This is a genomic window from Aquimarina litoralis (genome assembly GCF_019295435.1).
GTDB lineage: Bacteria > Bacteroidota > Bacteroidia > Flavobacteriales > Flavobacteriaceae > Aquimarina > Aquimarina litoralis_A.
In genome coordinates this window covers 87,310-110,904 of record NZ_WEKL01000003.1, presented here as the reverse complement: position 1 = coordinate 110,904, position 23,595 = coordinate 87,310, and the positions used below count along the sequence as shown (strand labels likewise).

The window sequence follows — 23,595 nt, the reverse complement described above, 5'->3', positions numbered from 1 at the left end:
GATCGGACATGAGTTACTTTAACAATTCTTCTAAATCATTTTCAATATAATCCGGAATAGCATTTATATCTATAATTTCTTCAGAAAGGTTTTGTTTTCTTTCTTGTAATTGTAATATCTTCTCTTCGATTGTATTTTTAGTGATAAATCGAGTGACCATCACATTATTTTTTTGCCCTATACGATGTGCACGGGCAATAGCTTGTTTTTCGATAAAAGGATTCCACCAAGGATCCAATAATATAACATAAGATGCTTTTGTGAGGTTTAATCCAACTCCACCTGCTTTTAATGAAATAAAGAATAAAGAAATAGAGTCGTTTTCTTGAAAATCCCGAACTATTTTTTCTCTATCAGAGCTTTTAGTTTGTCCGGTAAGACTTGTAAAAGAAATGTTTTGAGATTGGCACCATTCTTTATAAAGTTCTAAATGACCTACAAAAGAGCTAAAAATCAAAGCTTTTTTGTTCGACCTAACCAAAGTTTCTAAATACGAAGTCACATCTTTAAATTTCCCAGAAGGATCTTCGGTTGTAACATTAACTAATTTAGGATGATTTGCTAGTTGCCGTAGATTAGTAAGTGTGTTAAGTATATGAATTTTGTTCGTTGCAGTCGTATCAATTCCTAATAGTAAATTTCTAGCTGCTGATTTCTGAGATTCATATGCTTTTTCCTGCGCAGAAAGCATTTCTGTATAGATGATCTGTTCAGAAACATCGGGTAAATCTTTTGCAACTTGTTCCTTCGTTCTTCTTAAAATGAATGGATCAATGAGTAACTTAAGCTCTTCAATTCTTTCTTTATTTTGGTGTTTTTCTATGGGAATTTTAAAATGATCTTTAAAAAAAGGAAAACTGCCTAGCATACCAGGATTGATAAATTCCATTTGCGACCAAAGATCGGATAATGAGTTTTCTATAGGAGTACCACTTAATGAAATTTTATGTGTTGCTTGTATTTCATTAATGGCTTTAAAAATCTTAGATTCTTTATTTTTTATTTGTTGACTTTCGTCAGTAATAATGTAGTTAAAATTCGTTTTTTGAAGTTGACTAATGTCCTTTAATAGAGTAGTGTAAGTAGTTAAGATGACATCATACGTTTCTAAATAAGGCAGTATCTTTTTTCTTTCACTTCCTGTATATTTTGTGATGGTTAAATGAGGAGCAAATTTTAATATTTCTTGTGCCCAGTTAAAAACCAATGAGGATGGTAATACAATTAAGGCTTTTAGATATGTTTTTACTTCTAAAGGATCACTAAACAGATCTAATCGAATGGTTTGCACGGATTCTGGTGCAGGAGTTAAAAGTTCTTTGGTAAAAACTAATGCAGCGATGGTTTGCAAGGTTTTTCCAAGTCCCATGTCATCTGCAAGACAAGCCCCTAATTCATTTTGTTGATGTTTTACTAGCCATTTTACACCTTCTTCCTGATAGGGGCGTAATGTGGCTTTTAACTTAGGCGAAGGTTCATATGTTGTTTCTGGATTCTTGTTAATTTCTATTTCTTCTGGAGGAACTAGTTCTGTTAAAAGCGTATAATTACTTTTGTTAACAAGGATCTTATCGTCTTTTACCGAGCTAAAATTTGCTAGCTTTTTATAACGAGTCATCCATTCTAACGGAATAATAAAAACCTCCGTATCTTCAATTGGGAAGAAACGATTATTCGATTTTATATATGGAATAAACTTAGAAAAAGGAATCTCAAGATTCCCAATTTGGACTATTCCTTTAACATCGAACCAGTCATTTTTTTTTTATGCTGTAGTTCTAATTGATGTGAATCCAGTGTAACAGTTTTGTCCTCAAAATTAGGAAGCACAATTTGGAATCCTTCTTTTTCTAATTCTTTATGATGCTGTTGTACCCAGTTAAAAATAGATAATGGATCTTCAGAGCCTTCTGTTTCTAATAATAGGTTCGAATTGATAGTTAACCCTTTGGAGGTTAGTAAAGAGATAATTTCTTTTTCAGCATCTGCATCTCTCTTGATCTGAGTAATCTGAATTTCTTGATTTTCACCAAGATGTACATCAGAAGAAGTTTTTTTGTTACTATGATAATCAAATGTAGCTTCTCCATAATCAAAAGCTACCTTGGCTACATAATTTTCTGTAATAAAATCCTGTATAATGTCCAGTCTATAAGATGCTATGTTTTTATGTGTTAGTATGTCAAAACCATTGGCAATAACATCCACATTTTTGATTACAGGAATGATTACTTTATCCAAATAAGTTTTGATATGTTTTTTTGCAATAGTAATCTTTTCCTTGCTAAAAAAAGGTTTTAGCTTGTTGGCATTTAGATTATTAATGTGAAAAACAGTCTTGTCTATTGAAATCCAAGAAGGTTCGTTTAGCAATATTTGAATACTATGATTTTGAGGGATTATAACTTTTTCTTCTTCTTTAAGCGTAAATGCATAATCAATACCATCCTCTGTTTTTGTAAACTCTAAAATAGGGTCCAATACTGCTTTTCCTATAGATAATCTATGTACCTCAAAAGGATCTTTTCTCTGCGCATTATGTATAATTGGATAGTTATTTTCAATAACTAAGGCGTAGAAAACGGAAAGTTTATCATGGATATGGTTAATCACCACATCTTTAATTTTAGGTTCTTTAAGTATATCTGCTAATCCGAAGTTTTTTCTTTTTTTAGCAGGTCTAAATTTCTGTTCTAAAACCGCAACTTTTAAACTAGAGCAAATTTCTAATAGTTTTTCGTGTGCTGTTTCTAAATAAGGAATACCAAAACTATCTAGAATTGGTGGTGTAGCTTGTTTTTCTACATACCCAAGACCGTTTGGCTTTACGGGTACTATATATGCTTCTGGTAATGGGGGAATACCTGGCAGATTGGCATGATCAACCAGATTATAACAGATACAAAGTGAATCCATTTTGGATGGTTTAAATAGTTGTTTTTAGTTAATTAAACTAAATAGTTGTTAGTTGGTAAAATATAGTTGAAATTCAATTTCAATTATATTTTACAATTTAAGTTTATTTTGATACAAAGTCAATGACCGTTTTTGTAATGAAATCAATTTGCTCATTATCTAACTCCGTATGCATAGGTAAAGAGATAACCTCTTTAACGAGTTGATTGGTTATAGGGAAATCTTCTTCATTATAACGATCGTCTTGATATGCTTTTTGGCTGTGTAGTGGAATAGGATAATATACACCACAAGGAATTCCTGCTTCGTTTAAGTGTTTTACTAAAGCATCACGATCAATTCCAAGTACACGCAAGGTATATTGGTGAAATACGTGACAATTACAGGTGTTACAAATGGATGCAGCATCCGTTTCGCAACTATTTCCTTGTACTTGAGGAGTTACTATATTTTCAACACCTTCAAAAGCTTTAGTATATTTTCTTGCAGCCGTTCTTCTTGCATTGTTGTAAGCATMAAGATTAGGTAATTTAGCTCTCAAAACGGTTGCTTGGATAGAATCTAAACGAGAATTTACTCCTACAACATCATGATGATATCTTTTGTACATTCCATGATTTACAATTCCACGTATCGTATGCGCTAAATCATCGTCATTCGTAAAGATAGCACCACCATCACCATAACATCCTAAATTTTTGGAAGGGAAAAAAGAAGTTGAAGAAACATGACCGATAGTACCAGTTTTCGCAACTTTTCCATCAGCAAATTTATAACTACCGCCTATTCCTTGAGCATTATCTTCGATCACATATAAGTTATGTTCATTAGCAATCGCCATGATTTCATCCATATTCGCTGCCTGACCAAATAAGTGAACTGGTACAATAGCTTTTGTGTTAGGCGTTATCGCTTTGCGAATAGCATCTGGATTTATATTAAAAGAATCTTCTTCTACATCAACTAAAACAGGTGTAAGTTGTAATAATGCAATTACTTCTACGGTTGCTGCAAAAGTAAAATCAGCAGTGATCACTTCATCTCCAGGTTTTAAACCTAATCCCATCATCGCTATTTGCAATGCATCCGTTCCGTTAGCACATGGAATTACATGCTTTACGTCTAAATATTCTTCTAATTCCTTCTGGAAACTATGCACTTCCGGACCATTTATAAAGGCAGTGGACGATATTACATCTTGAATAGATGCATCGACACGTTCTTTTATTTGTTGATATTGACCCTTTAGGTCAACCATTTGAATCTTCTTCATGAGATGTGTTTTGTAACTGGACGAAATTACAAAATAATGAAGCCATTGCCAATGTGATAATAGGTTTTGATCTGTTTTTTATTAACGGATAAGGTCAAAATGGAATCACATCGGCAATAGTCTTTGAATGAATGGCTTACATTTTTACTCCTTTACAAATTTCACCGTTTTTTCGTTATTTACTTGTAGCAAATAGATACCTCCAGATAAGTATTGAAGGTTTTTAGAGATATCATATTGCGAATTTTGCTGTGTTGGAATTTCAAAATCTTTAATTTTTTTACCACTAATTTCATAAACTGATATCTTAAGTTGATCACTGTTATTGGCATATCCTTGAAGTGTTAAAATAGCATAGTTTTTAACAGAGTTAGGGGTGATTTTTAGGGATTTTTCTGATTTTACTCGTGGGATTGTTTCATCTGTATTTGTTAAGGATTTATGAATATCTCCAACAACAAATCCAGAGATGATACTTCGTTTAAAATTACCATCACTTTCAGAATTTAAAAATAGACTGTAAACACCATCTTCTAATTTTTTTGTGTCAAAATAAAAGCTGCCATTCTTTTCATTAAAGTTGATCAGTTGCGGTTCATTTTCTTGTGGAGTACCATCAATCTCAGAAGTTTTGATAATAACACCTCTAACTTCAGTATTTAATAATAGTTGATCATTTTTTCGAGCAGATGTAATATCAACTTTCAATTGTGGATATAGTTTTGTGGGTTGATGTTCTAGTTTCATCATAATTCCATTGTTTTGTTTCACAAAAGCTGCAAAGCGAGAATCACTTTCTAGTTGTTGACTACCCTTTGTAATTGCAATAATGGTTTTATGATTTTCTTGTTTCTGCGGAGTTAGCGCTTTTAACTGTTTTTGCCCTTCAATACTGCTACTAAATTCAGCTTTGGGGTTTTCATGGATCATTTCTGCTACAGCAAATTTTGAATTTTTATCTAGTACAATGTTTTCATACTCATTTTCAGAATGAATAATATAATAATTGCTAGTTGTAATATGATTATCTGATTTAGCTGTATTAGGACTTTTAAGGCTTCTTTGAGACCTGTTTTCTAAATAGGATTTTACATAAGGCCAACTAAATTGTCCAAAGCTAACATCTAAGTGATCAAAAAATGCTCTGTAATCGTTTTTTCTAAATACATACTCTCCACCTGGTCTGAGTGTACTAGAATAAGGTGCAACTCCATCATTAGCTCCTTGTACTGGTAATAAAATTCCTCCTGTTACTGTAAAGGCTGCTCTAGCCAATAGATTAGATCCAGTGAAATACCCAGAAGCTCCTAAGATGATAAATTTATCAGGTTCGTTATTGGAATTATTGTCTAAATATGGGCGCACAACATCTCTACAATAATAGGTTGTTGACGTTCTGGCTCCTTCATTAAGTCCTGTTAATCTCCAAGCCCAGTTTAGCCAAGGCATTTGTGAAATATCTGCTAAATAAGTTCCCCAATAAGGAGTTCCTAATGCAAAAACTTGAGATACTTTATTTTTTTGACCATATTGAATCATAGCAGCTTCTGCTGCTTTTCCTCCATTACTATGTGCTATAATAGTTACGTCAGAAACATTGTACTTCTGTGTTATGATATCTATGGATTCTGCTAGTAATTCACCATTAACCCAAATACCACCACCTCTGGTTGTCGCTACAAAAACAGCTTGATACCCTTCATCGAAGGTTTCTTGATAAAAAGAATTGTCAAATAAAAATTGACTTTGGTTTAAATCAATATAGCCATGATTGAAAAGAATCACTTTTCCGTTATAATTGGGTGGTGTAACTCCATAGTGAATAGTGGATTTAAACAATGGCCCAATAAAAAAAGGATTTAGTTGATCAGGTTTTGGGAGTTGTACTTCAGTAAAACTTTGAGCAAATAATAGAGTACTAGTGAATAAGGTAATTAGTGTAATTTTTAATTTCATGAGGTTTTGAGTTTGTGTGATATTATGTGTTAAATTAGTAATTTTTTAATTATAATTTTAAATAAAAATCAATTTATTTATTAATTTTTTGAATAAATATCATTTTTGATTTGCTTTTGTCAAATTGTAAAATCGATTTTGAAAATAGGATAAGACTGTCTTTTTAGAGAAAAGAACTGTATTTTAGCAACTAATAAAAATCAAGACATTTGAATTTCTTATACAATATTTTCATAGCAATATTCAATAGTTTGCTTCCTGTTATTGGATTATTGAGTCCAAAACTTACGTTATTTGCCAATGGAAGAAAATCAGTTTTTGAGATATTAAAAAAAGACATAAAACCAGAGGATCAAATTATTTGGTTTCATTGCGCTTCTTTAGGAGAATATGAACAAGGGGTTCCTGTTATGGAGGAATTAAAGGAGAAGTATCCTAACTATAAACTTTTGGTTACCTTTTTCTCTCCTTCAGGATATGAAATAAAAAAGAACAGTACACTCGCAGATATAATTGTATATCTTCCAATAGATACCAAAAGAAATGCGAAGCGATTTGTTCAATTGGTTAATCCCAAACTTGCAGTTTTTGTAAAGTATGAGTTTTGGCCAAATTATTTGAAGGAGTTATATAACAATAACACACCTATTACCATAGTTTCTGCCGCCTTTAGAGAGGAGCAATCTTTTTTTAAATGGTATGGAGGTTTTATGAGAAATGCATTACAAAGGGTAGACCACTTCTTTGTACAAGATACGACATCTAAAGATTTGCTTGAAAAGGTAAACTTTACAAATGTTACTGTAAGTGGTGATACTCGTTTTGATAGAGTTTCTCATCAAATCGAAATGGATAATCAAGTAGATTTTATTTCAGATTTTATCAATAATAGAATTTGTATCGTAGTAGGAAGTTCTTGGCAGGAAGATGAAGAAGTATTTGTAGATTTTGTAAATCAAGCGCCGAAAAATGTTTGTTTTATCATCGCTCCTCATGAAATAAAAGACAGTGGTGTGCAAAAATTGAAACAGAAACTTTCTACAAGAACAGTGCTGTTTTCTGAAAAAGAAGGAAATGACTTAAAAGAATATCAAGTATTTATTATGAATACCATCGGATACTTGTCTCGTGTGTATAGCTACGGAGATATCGCATATGTTGGTGGAGCAATGGGAACCTCAGGACTACATAATATTTTAGAGCCTGCTACTTTTGGAATGCCAATAATTATTGGACAAAATTTTGAGAAATTTCGAGAAGCAAAACAACTGCAAAAATTAGCAGGATTATTTTCTATATCCAGTGCTAGTGAATTTTCGAAAATTATGAATAAGTTGATTGAGAATAAAAAATTTCGAGAACAAACAGGTATGATTGCTGGTCATTTTATCAATAGCAATACAGGAGCTACCAAAACCATTGTGGAATATCTAAGTAGTACATTAGAAAATTCTTAGACTGTTACTGCTTGTCGTAAGTACCTTCTAAACGGAAGCATTTCTTTATACACTTCAATGACTTTTTCTATAAAATCTGGTTGTAATACCTCTTCTGGTTGTAATTCATAAGCTACTGCAAAAGTTTTTTTCTGCAATAGATTGATGTATTCATGATCCATAGTATATCCTTTTGGTGCTTTAGTAAGGCTAGTCCCATCATCATATAAATTACCAAATGTGTTCTTAAAACTTTTCTTATGAATAATTTTAATCAATTCTTCTCCATTGTAATCAATGGCTTCGCGAATACTATTGAGTACTTTGCTATCAGGGCGCCAGTATCCTCCAGCCAATACACATTGCGAAAGTCCGATTTCGATATAAAAATCTCCTTGTTTGGAAAGTTGATCCAATCCTGCACCAAAATGATCTTTATAAACAGGTTTATTAGGATGAAAAAGAAGGTTGTTATTAATACGATTAATACCTTTTTTTCCAGAGGTTAGGAAATAATCTGGATCAATTTTTACCAATTCCTCTTCCAGAGTATCTAGCCAATTGATAAAAAAACTTCGAACTTGTTGATACCATTTTCGGTTAGCATCCATCCATTCCTTGTTATTATTTTTTTGTAATTCTGAAAGGAATTTAAATAACTCGCTGAAATTCATTCTGTTAAAAAAATTAAGATTTTTTGTGAAAACATTACCAAGGTAATAGAAATAGTGAGATTAGAATACCGTTATAGGCATATAATAACAACTAAAATTTTTTTATTATGAAAAAAGTAATGTTAGCCTTAGCGTTTTTATTTACTTTAAATGTAATGTTTGTTTCTTGTAGAGATACTAATAAAGAAACAGAAACTACAACCGAAGAAACCAGCGAAGTACAAAAAGAAGTAGAAACTTCTATAGAAGAAGCTAAAAAAGACGCTGCCGAAGTTGAAAAAGAAGTAGAGCAAGCAGTAAAAGAAGCTGGTGAAGAAGTTGAAAAGTCTTTAGATAAAGCTGAAGTTAAAGAAGACGATTCAAAAACAGAAAAAGAAGATGGTGAACAAGCATCTTAAAACCTGTTAGAATAAAAGAGACTTAGTAAAGTAAGTTTAAAAAGAAAGACCTTTCTAATCTAATCGAAAGGTCTTTTTTATATTTTAGAATAAACCATTTAATTCTGCATCGATACGATTTATAATATTTCCTAGATCTTCTGGATTATCTACAAAATTGAGATGATCAACATCCACAATAAGAAGATTTCCTTTGTCATATCCATGAGCCCAAGCTTCATAACGTTCGTTAAGACGACTCAAATAATCAATACTTATAGTGTTTTCATATTCGCGTCCTCGCTTATGAATTTGCGCAACAAGATTTGGAATACTGCTTCGTAGATAAATTAATAAATCCGGACCTTCTACTACGCTTTCCATTAGATCAAATAATGATCGATAATTTTCAAAATCACGATTGGTCATTAATCCCATTGCATGAAGGTTAGGAGCAAAGATATAGGCATCTTCGTAGATGGTTCTATCCTGAATAATATCTTTTCCGCTTTCTCTTATTTCTAAAATTTGTCTGAAACGACTATTTAAGAAATAGATCTGTAGGTTAAAAGACCAACGTTCCATTTTGTTATAAAAATCCTCTAGATAAGGATTTTCTAAAACATCTTCGAATTGAGGTTCCCATCGATAATGTTTGGCCAATAATTTAGTTAGTGTTGTCTTTCCGGCACCAATATTTCCTGCAATGGCTACATGCATAGTTGATTAATTTTTTCGGGGTGTTAGGTCAAAACTGTAAATCGTACTTTGTCGGTAAATATAAAGGATTTCATTAGTAACATGAAACTGTTTTATAGGAATTTCAGGAAGATCTATTTTTTCTAATTCTTCTGTCTTAGTGCTATAATAGTATAAACCGTCTTCTTTTTGAAGGATTAAATCATCTTTAATGATCCTTATATTTTGATATTCATCATTTTTTATTTGACTTAATAAACTTCCATAAATGTTATATTGAGTTAAGTTTTGATCAGTAAGTACCCAGCAATAATTAAAGGTGCTTTGTAAAGCTTTTGGAAGTTCATTCAAAGGTTGTGTAGTAACTAATGTCTTTTCAGAAACTGTATTGAAAATATCTAGTTGTTGTGTGTTGTTATCAAAGATCCAAACGCTATTATCATTGGCGGGAGTCATTAGGGAAAMATTTTTAAACTCAGCTATCGCATTAAAGTTTACACGATCAATTTCAGATAAGTACTTGTCTACCGTTACCAATGTGTTTGAAGTCTCATAAAATAAGGCAATTTTCAGAGGGTTAAGAATAGATACTTGGGTAAGCTCACCTAATATAAAATCACCGAATTGCCATTCTTGGTTATTCCATTTTTTATAAAAAATATTTTCTTTAAGATAATACACAGCACCAAAAGAATCCACACCTAAAAACCTATCCGCTTCTAAGGAGATTGAATCATTTAGAACAATGTTTCGTTGTGCATAGTTAATCTGTACTGAGACTACTACAATAAAAAACAGAATAAATTTCTTCATCAATTAGCAAAGTACAAAAATAAGACCAGTTTTAGCAAACTAACTTATATCCAAAACCTCGTACATTGATAATCTGAATAGAATCGTCTTGTTTTAATTTTTTTCTAAGTTTCGTAATAAATACATCCATACTTCTACCATTAAAGAAATCATCATCACCCCATAATTTCTTTAAAATCATAGAACGATCCAATACCTGATTTTTGTTTTTGATCAAATGGAAAAGTAAATGTGCTTCTCTATGAGTTAGTTGATGAGATTCATTTTCGAAGGTGAGTATTTGTTTCGGAAAATCAAAAGTATACTTTCCTACACTGAGTGCTTCTGAATTTTGTTGTGTTCTGGTTCTATGCAAAAGATTATTAATCCGAACAATCAACTCTTCCATGCTAAAAGGTTTTTTTAGATAATCATTACCGCCAATCGTAAATCCTTCTACCACATCTTGTGTTTGCGATTTAGCAGTAAGGAATATAATTGGAATCGTATCATCTTCCAATCTGATTTCTTTTGCTAAAGTAAATCCATCTTTTTTGGGCATCATGACATCTAATACCAATAATTTAGGAGAAACAGAAGAATATAAAGTATAAGCTTCCTCTCCATTTTTTGCCAAGTGGACTTTAAAATTTCTAGTTTCTAGACTTTCTTTTATAATCTGACCCAAAGAAGGCTCATCTTCTGCCAGAACGATTTCAACAATTTTATCCATTGGGTAGTGTTATTTTAAAATTAGTATGACCTTGATCCAGCAGCAATACTATGGTTCCATGGTGTTTTTCAACAATAGTTTTGGTATAAAATAGACCAATACCAAATCCTTTTACATCATGTTTATTTCCTTTAGGAACTCGATAAAACTTGTCGAAGATTCTATCTTTTTGGGACTTGGTTAATGACGTACCATTATCTTTTATCTCAAGAATGATATTGGGATTGGTATTTCGCAGAGAAACATCAATTTGATCACCTCCATATTTAATAGCGTTGTCAATAATATTGTTGATGGCATTTTCAAAATGAAACGGATCTACTTTTTTCCAAATATTATTATGAGTACTCTCGAAACTTAGTTTCTTTTCGCTAGTATTGGCTTGATACCTGCTGATAATCGTTTGTGTTAAATCTACCAGATTTATCTCTTCCAGATTTAGCTCTAGTTCATCACTATTCAATGTTGCAGTTTCTAATATTTTCTCCACCATAGTATTCAACTTTCCTAATTGGTCAGAAGACATTTCTACGTATTTTTTAGTTTTTTGAGGATCATTTTCTTTATTAAAACTCTTAATACCTTCCAGAGCTGCACTTATAGTGGCAATAGGAGTTTTAAACTCATGTGTGATATTACTAATCAGATCATTTTTGAGTTCGGCAAGCTGTTTTTGATGATTGATGATTCGTAAAAGATATAACAAACATCCAATAACTGCACCTACCAAAAGAAAAGACAATAGTATCCCAATCAGGTTTTTCTTTAAAATAGGAAGTGTGGTATTCGTAAAAGACAATTCTAAAGAACTTCCTCTCGGTAAATAAGAGGATTTAGTTTTGGTTTTTAAATCGGATTGTTTAATAATATCAGGATTAAAAATATAAGAAGTTCCTCGTTTATCCTGAAATGTAATTCCATAACTGATATCTAATTTTTTACGTTGTAATTGATCAGCAATAATCGTATCTAAAGTTTTCAGATCTAACGAATCTTCACTAATCGAAATGATGATTTTGGATGTCAGTTGTTGTAAGGCTTTTTGTCTTGATTTAATATTTCCTGGAAAGTTTAGTGTATCTGTATATTCTAAAATTTCTAAAGTATCAGGGCAAGGACTGTTTTTACAAGGATCGATACGATCCATACTATCCACAGAAATTCCTCGGTAAATTTTAATATTACTATGATCTAAACCTTCAGAAAAGGTATAACTCTTAAAATCAACTGTGCCCGAATCAATTTCTTTAAGGAAACTTTTAAAACTATTTTGCTTAAGGAAAGAATTGATATTAGAGGAATCCGAAGAAAATCCAATCGTATTTTTCTCTGCTAAATCAGTATAATATTGACCTACAGCATTGTCTAAGCTTATCTGTACTTCATTGATCAATTGTTGTTTACCAGCTATGTAGTTTTTAAAATTCCAGTAAACCTGAATACCCAATGTTACCAGGATCACAAAGACAATAAAGTATAAGATGTTTTTATAACTATTCTTTTGCATACCCCAAAAATAGGATTCTTAAATGAGATAAAATGAATCGGTTAACACTCGTTAACACTGGTTAACGGTTTAGTTTGCATTAGGTTTCCATCTTTGTGATGTACAAATCAAAGAAAACTAAAATTCAAATGAAAAAACTAACCTTACTTTTATTTACAGTTCTTACTACAATCTCAATAAACGCGCAGTCTACATATTATAGAAATCATAAAGGAGACGTGTTAACTGAAAAGGAATTAGAAGAAGTAGAACAAAAAATGGTGGAAAAAGCTCAGAAAATTAATGAAAAAGCTGTAGTAGAAATTGAAATCAATAATACCAGCGTTAGCAAAGATTCTATCATTCATGATTTTGGATTTCATGTAAATCTTACTGGAACAAGCATGACAAAGAGCAGGCTACATTCATTAAAGAATAAGAAATTACCATATGCATCTTTAGTAGGATTGTCAGGAGACAGATTATATACTACTGAATTAGAAGGGAAACCTACATTAGTAAACTTCTGGTTTACAAAATGCAAACCGTGTATTGATGAAATGCCAGAATTAAACAAATTGAAAAAGGAATACGGCGATCGTATCAATTTTGTAGCGATCACTTATGAATCTAAAGAAAAAGTTGAAGCATTTTTACAAAAGCGTGACTTCAATTTTATTCAGGTTGTAGATGCGCAATCGTATGTAGATACTTTAGAAATCCAGGCTTTTCCAAAGAATATACTTTTGGATAAAAATGGAGCTATTAGTTATATCGAAAATGGTATTCCATATATCAGAGATGAAAATGGAGGAATGAAAATTGGTGAAGCCACAGAATTGAAAAATAAATTAGAAACCCTTTTAAAATAAATAGACATGATAAGACTCATCATCATTGTAACTTTATCTGTAATCGGAAGTATTACCGCCCAGGATTTTCAGGGAATAGCAACCTACAGTACAGATAGAAAGTTAGAGGTTAAATTAGATAGTACCCAAATGAATTCTGAAATGCAGAAGCAAATTCATGAAATGATGCGTAAGCAGTTTCAGAAAGAATATACACTGCGATTTAATAAATCAGCATCTGTATATAAAGAAGAAGAAAGTTTAGGAGCACCACAACCAGCTTCTGGAATACAGGTAATGGTTGCTGGATCAGGTGCTTCTGATATTTTGTATAAAAACACAAAAGAAGAAAAATTTGTTGCCCAACGTGATATGCTTGGTAAAATGTTCTTAGTAAAAGATACCTTAACTCATTATAAGTGGAAGTTATCTAACGAAACCAAGAAAATTGGAAACTACAACTGCTATAAAGCAACAATGACTAGAACTCAGGAAATTACTAGACAAGTAAAAGTAAATGGAGAAGAAGAAAAATCCGAACCAGAAACTAAGGAAATCGAAGTAGTAGTTTGGTATACTCCAGAAATCCCAGTAAATAATGGTCCTTCTAATTATTGGGGATTACCAGGATTAATTATGGAAGTGAATGATGGTGATTTACGAATTTTATGCAATAAAATAGTACTAAATCCCAATAAAAAGATTGAAATTGAAGCTCCTACAAAGGGTAAAGAAGTGACGGAAACTAAATTTGAAGAAATCATGCGTAAAAAAATGAAAGAAATGCAAGACAGAATGCCACGTCGTAGTGATGGTAATAGTATAGAAATTAGAATAGGAGGATAATCATTAATAAGTAACATCAATCAAAACAATCAAAAAATGAACAGGATATTTTTTCTAATAAGTATAGTATTTACTTGTGGTATACAAGCTCAGGTAACTACCATCCCTTTTGAAGAGGACGGACTGGTTTTTATAAAAGTACAGGTAAATGAGCATGACGAATATTTGGATTTTGTGTTTGATACTGGAGCTTCAACAGGAGTTTTAGATAGCACTGTTGCCGAGTCATTAAATATAAAATCCAATTATTCTCAGAATGCGCAAGGAGCTAATGGATCCCAAACCTACCATATTGCGACTAATCAAAGCATAAAAGTAGGAGGTGTAAAGCTTTCGAATGCAAATCTTGTTTTGGTAGATTTACAAAAGCTTTCTCAGCGATCTGGTAGAAAGATTCAGGGAATTATAGGGTATGATGTTTTAAAAAAATATCAAACAAGTTTCAATTTTCAGGAAAAAACTATAACGCTATATGAGAACGATAATCCAATTTCAGGATTAGATGCATACACTAAAATTCCTATGAAGTTTGATAGAACTCCAATACCGCAAATGGAACTTACTTTTACCTTAAGAGATGGAAGTACCCAAAAAGGAAATTTCTTATTCGATAGTGGTGCTAACATGAGTTTATTGTTCAATACACCGTATGCTCTAAAGCATGATCTTAAAAACCGTACAGGTAAAACCATTAAGGGAAAAGCAAGAGGGTTAAACAAATCTACTACTTATACCAAAGGAACAGTCGAAAAAATATCTCTGTATGATTTTGAGTTTACCGATATCCCTATTGATATTTCTGAGGGAAAAGAAGGTGTTTCAGCTTCCTCTCGATATACTGGAATCTTAGGAGCTAAAATCATCAACCGATTTGATATGGTATTGGATTATAAAAACGAACTGTTTTACCTAAAACCGAATACAAAGTTTACCGAACCTTTTGAGTTTCCCACAAGTGGAATTGGTTTAGAAAAAGTTGAAGATAAAATTCTAGTAAGTTATGTGGTAGAAGAGAGTGAAGCGTATCAAAAAGGAATCAGAGAAGGTGATGAGTTGATTAAAATTGATGGATATGATGGTAAAGAATTAAATGAATGGGAAAAACATCTAAAACAAGATCAAAAAGAAACTACCATTCAGGTAAAAAACACAAAAGGAAAAGTGCTTCAAGTAGTTATTTTATTGAAGCGAATGATCTAGAGTGTTAGCGGTTGTTTTTTTAGGATATAATTAACTTTTATCGATTAAACCGTATGGATATAGGATAGTCTTATCATTTTAAAACTGCCTATTATGAAAACAATCTGTACACTGGTTATTATTCTGATAACCTCATTAACGACCGCACAAGACTTTCAAGGAAAAGCCTATTATTTCAGTAAAACTGGAATGGATATGGATTTTGGAAGACGCCAGCTTTCTGAAGATCAGAAAAAAGCAATTGCCGAACGAATGAAATCTGCTTTAGAAAAAACATTTATACTCACTTTTAATAAAAGTATGGCTACTTATAAAGAAGAAGCACAGCTAGAAGCTACTGGCGGAGGTGGAAGATGGGGAGCAATGTTATCAGGTTTTACCTCTAATAATTATTATAAAGATGTAAAAGAAGGTGAGTATTATGACCAAAGAGAGTTTTATGGTAAAAATTTCCTGATCAAAGATACCCTACCAACCTATCAATGGACTATGGTAAATGAGACAAAAAAGATCGGAAACTATACTTGTTTCAAGGCTGTCACTACAAAGAAAGTGAGTGAGGTAATGGACTGGAGAGCGATGAGAAGAAAGGCAAGAGAACTAAGAAATCAAAGAGAAAATGGAGCTGATGATCAAGTGAACGCAAGTGACGAATCAGAATTACCGGCAATACCGGATGAAATCGAAGTGGTAGCATGGTATACTCCAGAAATACCAGTAAGTCAAGGTCCAGGATCCTATTGGGGATTGCCAGGTTTAATTCTAGAAATTCAGGAAGGAAGAACTACATTATTATGCAATAAAATAGTGCTTAACGCAAAGGAAAAAGAAGAAATAAAAGCACCAACAAAAGGAAAAGAAGTTTCACAAGCAGCGTTCGATGAGATCACTAAAAAGAAAGTGGAAGAAATGATCGAACAATTTAGTACGCAACGACGTGGAAGAGGAGGCTTTGGTGGAGGAAGGAGAAACTAAATTCTTTAAAAATTAATCAAAAAACATGAAACAAAAGATACTGTTTGCCATCTTTTTGGTAGGGATGACTATGTCTGCTCAGAAAGTACAAATCACAGGATTTGTAAAAGATTCTTTAGGTAATCCTTTAGAAATGGCTAATGTAATTGCCTATAAAAAATCAGACAATGCTATGACAGCATATGGGATTACCAATAGTAAAGGAAAATATAGTTTATCTGTACCCGCAAATCAAACATACTTATTAAAAGTTAGTTTTATTGGACTTTCTGCAAAAGATAAAACTATTACCACTACTGAAGAAGATGTAAAAGTGGATTTTCAAATGACTTCTGATGAAAATAGTTTGGATGAGGTAGAAATTGTATATGAAATTCCAGTGGTGGTCAAAGGTGATACGCTTGTGTATAATACTGATTCCTTTACCAATGGAAATGAAAAAAAATTAGGAGATGTACTCGATAAACTTCCCGGAATAGAAGTCAATGATGATGGTGAAATAGAAGTAGAAGGTAAAACAGTATCTAAAGTAATGGTAGAAGGAAAAGATTTCTTTGATGGAGATTCTAAACTAGCGACTAAAAACATACCTGCGGACGCCTTGGATAAGGTAGAAGTATTACGAAATTATGAAGATGTTGGGCAATTGCGTGGATTGCGAAATAATCAGGATCAAGTTGCAATTAATATCAAGCTCAAAGAAGGAAAGAAGAATTTTTGGTTTGGAGATATTACCGCTGGCGCTGGTGTAGGGGAAACCGAACGTTATTTGATTAAACCTAAGTTGTTTTATTACAGTCCTAATTACAGTATTAACATCCTTACAGATTTTAATGATATTGGAGAAGTTCCTTTTACAAGAAGAGATTACTTTAATTTTACTGGAGGATTTAGAAACCTCGGAAGAGGTGGTACTTCCTTTAATATTACCAGTGATGATCTGGCGTTTGCAGTATTACAAAATGATAGAGCTAATGAAATTAACACCAAATTTGGAGCTGCTAACTTTAGCATGTCCGCAAACAAAAGTTTAGATATTAGTGGATACGGGATTGTGAGTAACACTAAAACCGACCTCATTACCAATACTAGAAGAACATATATCGATGATACACCAGATCCTACCGATAATACGATCGAGGAAACTTCGGATGTAGCACAACAGAGAAGTACCTTAGGACTTTTAAAACTAAGTGCTAGTTATAAACCTAATAACAACTTTAGATTGGATTATGATGTGTTCGGAAAATTATCAGATCAAGAAGAAGATGATACGTTCATTTCCGAAAGAGATAATATTTCTGAAGATATCAACGAGCGTTTGGAAAATACACCTTTTTCGGTACAGCAAAATATGAACGCATATTACACACTCAATGCTAAAAATATTTTTTCTTTTGAAGCGCAACACTTGTTTCAGGAAGAAGATCCTTTTTATAATGCCATACGATCTGAAATACCTTTTAGAGGTGTTTTTACCTCGATCAATGATCCTTTAGATCCAACTTCAGATACTTTTGACCCGCTGGAAGAAGCAGATAGATATAATATCAATCAGCAAAAAACAGTACAAACCAATAAACTAGATGCCAAACTGGATTATTATTATGTTTTGAATAAAAAGAGCAACTTAAACTTTACGTTAGGTTCTACTTTAAGTACTCAAAATTTTGATGCTGAGATTTTTCAAATCTTAGATAACGGGGATCAGAATACATTTGATTCTGAAGAGTTTTCCAATGATGTGAGGTATGATTTTAGGGATATTTTTGCTAGTGTTCATTATAAGTTTATCACTGGGATTTTTACCTTTAATCCAGGAGTGAGTCTTCATAATTATAATCTTAGAGACGAACAATTAGGTACGACCATTGACCAAAATGAATGGCTAGTATTACCCGATTTTTTCGCCTTGGTACAGTTTAAGAAAAGTGAAAGTTTACGTTTTAATTATTCTATTACTGCTAATTATACAGACATCAATAATCTAGCAGAAGGCTATGTGTTTAATAATTACAACTCTCTTTCACAAGGAAATAGGAATTTGGAAAATGCCTTGTATGATAACTATTCCTTGAATTACTTTAGTTTTAATATGTTCAACTACACCAATATTTTTGCACGTTTAAGCTATAGCAATCGACGAAATCCGATTAAAAATACAAGTGTGATTACTGGAATTAATAGAGTAAACACACCAATCAACTCTAATCTTGCTGATCAGATTCTAACTGCTAACGGTAATTTTACCAGAACTTTTGGTAAGATCAAAGGAAATCTTAGTGCTGTATTAAGTTGGTCTAGTTTTAATAACATTGTAAATACATTGCCTAGTGAGAGTATCAGTCTCACACAAACCTATCAGACAGAATGGTCTACCAACTTTAGAAAAGGACCTAATTTTGATTTGGGATATAGCATCACAGTGAATGATTATGACAATAATGGAGCTGAAAGTACTTTCTACACAAGTAGACCATTTGCTAGATTGGATTGGACTTTTGCTAAAGGATTTTTACTCAAATCGTCCTATAGCTATTATAATTATAGCGATACACAAACTACCTTAAATGAATATAGCTTTTGGGATGCAGAATTATTTTACCAAAGACCCAATAGTAAATGGGAATATAAATTCTGGGTAACAAATATTCTAAATACTGAAAGTATCAATCGCGATAGTTTCAACGAACTATTTAATAGTACTTCTAGCTATGTAGTACAACCTCGATACTGGTTACTTAGCGTGAAATACAATCTATAATCAAAATTATTTCAATTCCCGTATATGTAATACTAAAGGTCAGTATTTAGTATTACATATACATATATCATCATCAAAAAACACACAAGTTATGAACTTACAAATATGCACATTTGTTCTTTTTTTAGGAATTTTATCATTTAGTTTTGCCCAAAACACTGCTTCTATGAGCGTTAATCAAGGATTTGAAAATAGAGACCTACAAGGACTAATTGGTTTTGAAAATCTTTTTTTTGAGAAACTTATTTTCGAAGGAAAAGCTATTAAAGGGAAATCATATAGTATTGAAATTATTGAGTATATCAATGGAAAAGAAAGCTCTAGAAAAATACTTTTTGATGGAAAAGAATCTGATTATTTCAACATAAGATCAGAAAAAGAGACATTGAATTTCTTTGCGAAGTTAGACGAAGGAAAACTCAAAGTCCAAATGCATGCTAATGGATTTAGGAGTAAAAAAATGTATTATGATTTGGAGGGTAATGCTGATATCTATGCCTTAAAGGATTTTTTAGCAAGCAATGAAACGATAACTATCGATTTACAAAAGAAACATCCTGTATTTGCAATTGTTACTCCGACAGTACATAAAGATGGTTCTAATTCATATTGTGAAGTAGCACAGTCTAACATCGCCACAGACCAATTAGGAAAGCATTTTAAAATCCCTCATTATTTTATTGTGAATATACAGTTTGTGTAGAATGTTTGACTATGTAATAGTAATCAAACTAATAGTTTGTAGAACTTTTAACGGGATTGTATATACGAGAAGACATCTTAAAATGACCTAAGCTTGAAAAGTCTCCCTTTGAAGGGAGATTTAGAGGGATGTTTTTGAGAAATACCTATTCCAAGCTTCCCTCAAGGGAAGTAGTCTTATAATAAAATAAAACTGAAGTAATTTACCCTAGTGTTTTCTATACCCTAACACAAGAAAATGTATTGAGATCTTTTGAATCAAAGGAAATTTACGTTTCTTTAAGTTGTATTTGTATAAGGATATTTATTACCAAAAAAATAAGGTGTAAAATGTTCACATGGTAGTAACAAATAGTATAAGAAATGAAATATAAATTATCATTCATTATTTTCTTATCATTTGTAATTTCTTGTAAGAAGCATTCCAAGGAATTAAAAACAGAGAAAATAGTTGTAATTGATTCAATGAAGGTTAGCAAACAACTTGAAAGAATGGTTAAGATTGATCAGGAAATTCAATTTGCTCACAAACCCAACGAATCTGAAAGAGTTAAAGATAGTCTCTATAGAGAAAAAGATAGAATCTTCAAATCAAATACTGATACTATCAAAAGGCTATATGAATCATATGGTTTTTTAGGGATTGATAAGGTTGGTAAACAAGGTTCATATAACTTTTGGTTATTGGTTCAGCATGCTGATCATGATATTAACTTTCAAGAAAAAGTTTTAGAAAGTATGATTAAAGAAGTAGATAGGAATAACGCTGATGCTTCAAATTATGCTTATCTCATGGATAGAGTTTTGAAAAATAAAGGAAAGAAACAACTATATGGAACACAGGTAAAATATATTGAAGATTTTTGGATAATTCCCGAACCTCTTCAAGATAGTGTTAATGTGAATAAACGAAGAAATGAAGTAGGGCTTTCTTCTATTGAAGACTACTTAAATGAAATGATGGAAATACATTATCAAATGAATAAAGCCATTTATGAACAAAATGGATTGAAAGGCCCAAGGAAATATGAAATTAAGAATTAAAAATAGTCACTAATAATATTATTAGTGACATTTTGATTAGAAAACATACTATTAAAGAGACTTTACAAATGATTGTACATAAGATTTGATAAAAATGTTGTACAATCATATTTTTTTAAATCCTAAAAACACAAATCAAACATATCTCAAAAACCATCAACAACATGAAAAAAGCTCGCAGTATGTATCCAAATGTATTTTGGATAGCTATTTTGTTTATTACCTCATTTTTTTCCTCTTGTACCAATAACAATACTAAATCTGAAACTTCAATAGCAGAGATTCAAGTGTCTTTTACTTCTGAACAGTATGAGGAAGCATTAGATGGAAGGTTAATTGTTCTAATTTCCGAAAAAATAGATAAAGAATCTAGATTTCAGCTTAGAGATGATTCCAAAACCTGCCAAGCTTTTGGGATGGACGTCAATGACTGGAAACCTGAAGAGGCTTTACAATTCGATACGGAAGCATTTGGATATCCAGTTCGTAACTTTAAAGAATTACCATCAGGAGAATTTTTTATACAAGTTTTATTTCACAAATACGAAACCTTTAACCGATCAGATGGGCGAGTAGTTAAATTGCCGATGGATAGAGGAGAAGGACAACAATGGAACAAAGCACCAGGTAATCTATTCTCTACTCCTCAAAAAATTACGATTACAGATGGTCAATTTCCTGCTGTTAATATACAATTAGATCAAAAAATACCTCCAATTACAGAACCCGAAGATTCAAAGTATGTAAAGCATATAAAAATCAAAAGTAAGTTGTTGAGTGATTTTTGGGGAAGAGATATGTATCTCGGAGCACATGTATTATTGCCTGAAGGTTGGGAATCACATCCAGATGTGAAATATCCACTTGCAATTATGCATGGTCATTTTCCGAGTGATTTTGGAGGATTTCAAACAACTCCACCAGATCCTAATTTGAAACCAGAGTATAGTGAGCGTTTTGATGTCGATGGATACAATATCATGGTGCAACAAGAAGCGTATGATTTTTATAAAACATGGACAGGTCCTGATTTTCCAAGAGTTATTGCTATTAAAATTCAACACCCAACTCCATATTATGACGATTCATATGCCGTAAATAGCGAAGCACAAGGACCTTACGGAGATGCGATTACCTACGAACTTATTCCACATATTGAAAAACAATTTAGAGGAATAGGAGAAGGTTGGTCACGATTTGTATACGGAGGAAGTACTGGTGGATGGGAAGCGCTAGCCGTTCAGGTAAAATATCCTAAAGAATATGGAATGTGTTTTGCCGCTTGCCCAGATCCAATTGATTTTAGAGCGTATTGTTTGGTAAATATTTATGAGGATAAGAATGCATACTACCAAGAAGGTACTTTCAAAAAAACATTAGTGCCTGGTCACCGTGATTATTTGGGGAATGTAGATGCGAGCTTAAGAGATATGAATTATAGAGAATTGGTTTTGGGTACCAAAGGTCGATCAGGACAACAATGGGATATTTGGGAAGCTACATATTCACCAATAAATGATGAAGGATATCCTAAGAGAATCTGGGATCGCCTCACTGGTGAAATTGATTCAGAAGTAGCTGCTTACTGGAAAGAAAACTATGATCTTGCTTATATTTTGAAACGAGATTGGGCAAAGCACGGTAAAGATTGGGAACATAAAATTCATTTGTATTGCGGTGATATGGATAATTATTATCTCAATAATGCTGTATATCTAGCTGAAGATATCTTATCAGAAACAACAGCTCCTTATTATAATGGTGTTGTAGATTATGGTGATAGAGCAGAACACTGTTGGAACGGCGATCATGAAAATGGGAATCATATTAGTCGACTTAGATATCACCGTATGTTTATCAAAAAGTATGTTGATAAAGTTGATAAAGTTGCACCAAAAGACGCTGATTTAAAAAGTTGGAGGTATTAATTTCTCGTTCAATAATATGTTTATTATCAATCTTACTTATACAACTGAACTTGAAAAAGTCGACAGATTTCTGAATGATCATATTGAATTTCTAAATGAACAATATGCGTTGGGGCATTTCTTAGCCTCTGGAAGAAAAGTTCCAAGAACTGGAGGTATAATTTTGTCAAATGCGAAATCAAAATCTGAGTTAGAAAATATTATAGAAAAAGACCCTTTCTATGAAAATGAACTAGCTAATTATGAACTGATAGAATTTGTACCCAGCAAGACTTGCGATGAATTGAAGTTTTTGATGAAATAGAGAATATAAAGATACCGTGAAAAATGTCGAGATTAGGTAAAGCAAGATTACTAAGTTTTTACAAATACCGATTAAATAGTTAAGTAAGTTACAATTAACTTGTTATTAACTTGTTGTTGAAGATCATCCATATACATTTGAGTGTATAACTTTTAAAAGTATTTTTAAATGATTTCAAAAGCAACTTCACTACTTTCATTTGTGTTTTTTTTATTTATTACAAATTTTGCAAATAGTCAAGAGGCTACAGAAGTTCATAAGGATTCCTTGGATCGGATGGTGAAAAAATATTATGTATTGAACATTAAAATTTTTCAGGCCAATTCAACTCCAAAAGATATTGATGATGTATTTGAACTTTTTACTGAGGATTTTACATATGTGCACCCAAAATATGGAGGAACATATACTCGCGAAAAACTTTATAATGGATACATTAGGAATCAAAAAAATGGAGGATATGATGGAACTGTTACCGATATAGAAGTGGTTAATAAAATCATTGGACTCAATGCTGTCGTTACTCAGAAAAGATTTATTGAAAATAAAAATGGAACAGTTAAAAGGGGAAAGCCCGAAATGACGCTCTTTGAATTTAAAAATGGAAAAATATCTCGAATCTTTGAATACTGGTAATGT

21 protein-coding genes are annotated in these 23,595 nt (G+C 32.1%); 12 read left to right on the top strand and 9 right to left on the bottom strand.

Translation table 11 applies throughout. The annotated features are described in order from the left end of the window. Positions 1 to 13: 13 nt before the first annotated feature. From GBO31_RS02625 to GBO31_RS02610, 4 genes are all read right to left on the bottom strand, one after another. Positions 14 to 1,618: a DEAD/DEAH box helicase gene (locus GBO31_RS02625; RefSeq protein WP_219006758.1), complete on the bottom strand. Its 1,605-nt coding sequence runs from the start codon at positions 1,616 to 1,618 to the stop codon at positions 14 to 16. Positions 1,619 to 1,731: 113 nt separating this feature from the next. Then, positions 1,732 to 2,916 carry an SNF2 helicase associated domain-containing protein gene (locus GBO31_RS02620; protein ID WP_219006757.1) on the bottom strand — a complete coding sequence of 395 codons (1,185 nt, stop codon included), beginning with the start codon at positions 2,914 to 2,916 and terminating at the stop codon, positions 1,732 to 1,734. Between the two features lie 103 nt (positions 2,917 to 3,019). Next, complete coding sequence (locus GBO31_RS02615; protein ID WP_219006756.1) at positions 3,020 to 4,189, bottom strand: DegT/DnrJ/EryC1/StrS family aminotransferase; 1,170 nt, start codon at positions 4,187 to 4,189, stop codon at positions 3,020 to 3,022. Positions 4,190 to 4,333: 144 nt separating this feature from the next. Then, positions 4,334 to 6,145, bottom strand: coding sequence for a hypothetical protein (locus GBO31_RS02610; protein WP_219006755.1), 1,812 nt, complete (start codon positions 6,143 to 6,145; stop codon positions 4,334 to 4,336). Positions 6,146 to 6,354: 209 nt separating this feature from the next. Here GBO31_RS02610 and GBO31_RS02605 point away from each other — a divergent pair, with 209 nt between their 5' ends. Next, positions 6,355 to 7,602, top strand: coding sequence for a 3-deoxy-D-manno-octulosonic acid transferase (locus GBO31_RS02605; RefSeq protein WP_219006754.1), 1,248 nt, complete (start codon positions 6,355 to 6,357; stop codon positions 7,600 to 7,602). On the opposite strand, the gene GBO31_RS02600 is transcribed toward GBO31_RS02605, so the two are convergent. Then, complete coding sequence (locus GBO31_RS02600) at positions 7,599 to 8,255, bottom strand: DUF2461 domain-containing protein (RefSeq protein WP_219006753.1); 657 nt, start codon at positions 8,253 to 8,255, stop codon at positions 7,599 to 7,601. The two genes, GBO31_RS02605 and GBO31_RS02600, sit on opposite strands and share 4 nt — an antisense overlap. Before the next feature lie 107 nt (positions 8,256 to 8,362). On the opposite strand from GBO31_RS02600, the gene GBO31_RS02595 reads away from it, so the two are divergent. Further along, positions 8,363 to 8,653 carry a hypothetical protein gene (locus GBO31_RS02595; protein ID WP_219006752.1) on the top strand — a complete coding sequence of 97 codons (291 nt, stop codon included), beginning with the start codon at positions 8,363 to 8,365 and terminating at the stop codon, positions 8,651 to 8,653. A gap of 84 nt (positions 8,654 to 8,737) precedes the next feature. Here GBO31_RS02595 and GBO31_RS02590 read toward each other — a convergent pair whose 3' ends face one another. The 4 genes from GBO31_RS02590 to GBO31_RS02575 are packed head-to-tail and all read right to left on the bottom strand — an operon-like array spanning position 8,738 to position 12,363. Further along, positions 8,738 to 9,352 (bottom strand): deoxynucleoside kinase, encoded by a 615-nt coding sequence (locus GBO31_RS02590; protein ID WP_219006751.1) that lies wholly within the window; start codon positions 9,350 to 9,352, stop codon positions 8,738 to 8,740. A 6-nt stretch (positions 9,353 to 9,358) separates the two neighbouring features. After that, positions 9,359 to 10,144: a hypothetical protein gene (locus GBO31_RS02585; RefSeq protein ID WP_219006750.1), complete on the bottom strand. Its 786-nt coding sequence runs from the start codon at positions 10,142 to 10,144 to the stop codon at positions 9,359 to 9,361. Positions 10,145 to 10,175: 31 nt separating this feature from the next. Further along, positions 10,176 to 10,856 (bottom strand): response regulator transcription factor, encoded by a 681-nt coding sequence (locus GBO31_RS02580; RefSeq protein WP_219006749.1) that lies wholly within the window; start codon positions 10,854 to 10,856, stop codon positions 10,176 to 10,178. Continuing rightward, positions 10,849 to 12,363, bottom strand: coding sequence for a sensor histidine kinase (locus tag GBO31_RS02575; RefSeq protein ID WP_219006748.1), 1,515 nt, complete (start codon positions 12,361 to 12,363; stop codon positions 10,849 to 10,851). The genes GBO31_RS02580 and GBO31_RS02575 overlap by 8 nt, the downstream gene beginning before the upstream one ends. Positions 12,364 to 12,491: 128 nt before the next feature. Between GBO31_RS02575 and GBO31_RS02570 the strand changes: the two genes are divergently transcribed. The 10 genes from GBO31_RS02570 to GBO31_RS02525 all read left to right on the top strand — a co-directional run bounded on the left by GBO31_RS02570 (position 12,492) and on the right by GBO31_RS02525 (position 23,592). Beyond that, complete coding sequence (locus GBO31_RS02570) at positions 12,492 to 13,214, top strand: TlpA family protein disulfide reductase (RefSeq protein ID WP_219006747.1); 723 nt, start codon at positions 12,492 to 12,494, stop codon at positions 13,212 to 13,214. A 6-nt stretch (positions 13,215 to 13,220) separates the two neighbouring features. Next, the gene (locus GBO31_RS02565) at positions 13,221 to 14,039 is read left to right on the top strand and encodes a GLPGLI family protein (protein WP_219006746.1); all 819 of its coding nucleotides are present in this window, start codon (positions 13,221 to 13,223) and stop codon (positions 14,037 to 14,039) included. A gap of 36 nt (positions 14,040 to 14,075) precedes the next feature. Beyond that, entirely contained in the window at positions 14,076 to 15,239 is a 1,164-nt protein-coding gene (locus GBO31_RS02560) for an aspartyl protease family protein (protein WP_219006745.1), read from the top strand. Between the two features lie 93 nt (positions 15,240 to 15,332). After that, positions 15,333 to 16,214 carry a GLPGLI family protein gene (locus tag GBO31_RS02555; RefSeq protein WP_219006744.1) on the top strand — a complete coding sequence of 294 codons (882 nt, stop codon included), beginning with the start codon at positions 15,333 to 15,335 and terminating at the stop codon, positions 16,212 to 16,214. A gap of 25 nt (positions 16,215 to 16,239) precedes the next feature. Further along, positions 16,240 to 18,978 carry a carboxypeptidase-like regulatory domain-containing protein gene (locus tag GBO31_RS02550; RefSeq protein ID WP_219006743.1) on the top strand — a complete coding sequence of 913 codons (2,739 nt, stop codon included), beginning with the start codon at positions 16,240 to 16,242 and terminating at the stop codon, positions 18,976 to 18,978. A gap of 91 nt (positions 18,979 to 19,069) precedes the next feature. Further along, on the top strand, positions 19,070 to 19,681 hold the full coding sequence (locus tag GBO31_RS02545; protein WP_219006742.1) for a hypothetical protein: 612 nt from the start codon (positions 19,070 to 19,072) through the stop codon (positions 19,679 to 19,681). A 362-nt stretch (positions 19,682 to 20,043) separates the two neighbouring features. After that, positions 20,044 to 20,724, top strand: coding sequence for a DUF6624 domain-containing protein (locus tag GBO31_RS02540; RefSeq protein WP_219006741.1), 681 nt, complete (start codon positions 20,044 to 20,046; stop codon positions 20,722 to 20,724). Positions 20,725 to 20,888: 164 nt separating this feature from the next. Then, positions 20,889 to 22,652: an alpha/beta hydrolase-fold protein gene (locus GBO31_RS02535; protein ID WP_246615750.1), complete on the top strand. Its 1,764-nt coding sequence runs from the start codon at positions 20,889 to 20,891 to the stop codon at positions 22,650 to 22,652. A gap of 16 nt (positions 22,653 to 22,668) precedes the next feature. After that, on the top strand, positions 22,669 to 22,956 hold the full coding sequence (locus GBO31_RS02530; RefSeq protein ID WP_219006740.1) for a YciI family protein: 288 nt from the start codon (positions 22,669 to 22,671) through the stop codon (positions 22,954 to 22,956). A gap of 168 nt (positions 22,957 to 23,124) precedes the next feature. Further along, the gene (locus GBO31_RS02525; protein ID WP_246615749.1) at positions 23,125 to 23,592 is read left to right on the top strand and encodes a nuclear transport factor 2 family protein; all 468 of its coding nucleotides are present in this window, start codon (positions 23,125 to 23,127) and stop codon (positions 23,590 to 23,592) included. Positions 23,593 to 23,595: the final 3 nt, after the last annotated feature.

Excerpts from the sequence above, each read along its gene's own strand:
- GBO31_RS02625 (WP_219006758.1), bottom strand. The coding sequence starts at position 1,618 with ATGACTCGTTATAAAAAGCTAGCAAATTTTAGCTCGGTAAAAGACGAT.
- GBO31_RS02620 (WP_219006757.1), bottom strand. The coding sequence starts at position 2,916 with ATGGATTCACTTTGTATCTGTTATAATCTGGTTGATCATGCCAATCTG.
- GBO31_RS02610 (WP_219006755.1), bottom strand. The coding sequence starts at position 6,145 with ATGAAATTAAAAATTACACTAATTACCTTATTCACTAGTACTCTATTA.
- GBO31_RS02600 (WP_219006753.1), bottom strand. The coding sequence starts at position 8,255 with ATGAATTTCAGCGAGTTATTTAAATTCCTTTCAGAATTACAAAAAAAT.
- GBO31_RS02595 (WP_219006752.1), top strand. The coding sequence starts at position 8,363 with ATGAAAAAAGTAATGTTAGCCTTAGCGTTTTTATTTACTTTAAATGTA.
- GBO31_RS02590 (WP_219006751.1), bottom strand. The coding sequence starts at position 9,352 with ATGCATGTAGCCATTGCAGGAAATATTGGTGCCGGAAAGACAACACTA.
- GBO31_RS02580 (WP_219006749.1), bottom strand. The coding sequence starts at position 10,856 with ATGGATAAAATTGTTGAAATCGTTCTGGCAGAAGATGAGCCTTCTTTG.
- GBO31_RS02575 (WP_219006748.1), bottom strand. The coding sequence starts at position 12,363 with ATGCAAAAGAATAGTTATAAAAACATCTTATACTTTATTGTCTTTGTG.
- GBO31_RS02570 (WP_219006747.1), top strand. The coding sequence starts at position 12,492 with ATGAAAAAACTAACCTTACTTTTATTTACAGTTCTTACTACAATCTCA.
- GBO31_RS02565 (WP_219006746.1), top strand. The coding sequence starts at position 13,221 with ATGATAAGACTCATCATCATTGTAACTTTATCTGTAATCGGAAGTATT.
- GBO31_RS02560 (WP_219006745.1), top strand. The coding sequence starts at position 14,076 with ATGAACAGGATATTTTTTCTAATAAGTATAGTATTTACTTGTGGTATA.
- GBO31_RS02555 (WP_219006744.1), top strand. The coding sequence starts at position 15,333 with ATGAAAACAATCTGTACACTGGTTATTATTCTGATAACCTCATTAACG.
- GBO31_RS02550 (WP_219006743.1), top strand. The coding sequence starts at position 16,240 with ATGAAACAAAAGATACTGTTTGCCATCTTTTTGGTAGGGATGACTATG.
- GBO31_RS02545 (WP_219006742.1), top strand. The coding sequence starts at position 19,070 with ATGAACTTACAAATATGCACATTTGTTCTTTTTTTAGGAATTTTATCA.
- GBO31_RS02540 (WP_219006741.1), top strand. The coding sequence starts at position 20,044 with ATGAAATATAAATTATCATTCATTATTTTCTTATCATTTGTAATTTCT.
- GBO31_RS02535 (WP_246615750.1), top strand. The coding sequence starts at position 20,889 with ATGAAAAAAGCTCGCAGTATGTATCCAAATGTATTTTGGATAGCTATT.
- GBO31_RS02530 (WP_219006740.1), top strand. The coding sequence starts at position 22,669 with ATGTTTATTATCAATCTTACTTATACAACTGAACTTGAAAAAGTCGAC.
- GBO31_RS02525 (WP_246615749.1), top strand. The coding sequence starts at position 23,125 with ATGATTTCAAAAGCAACTTCACTACTTTCATTTGTGTTTTTTTTATTT.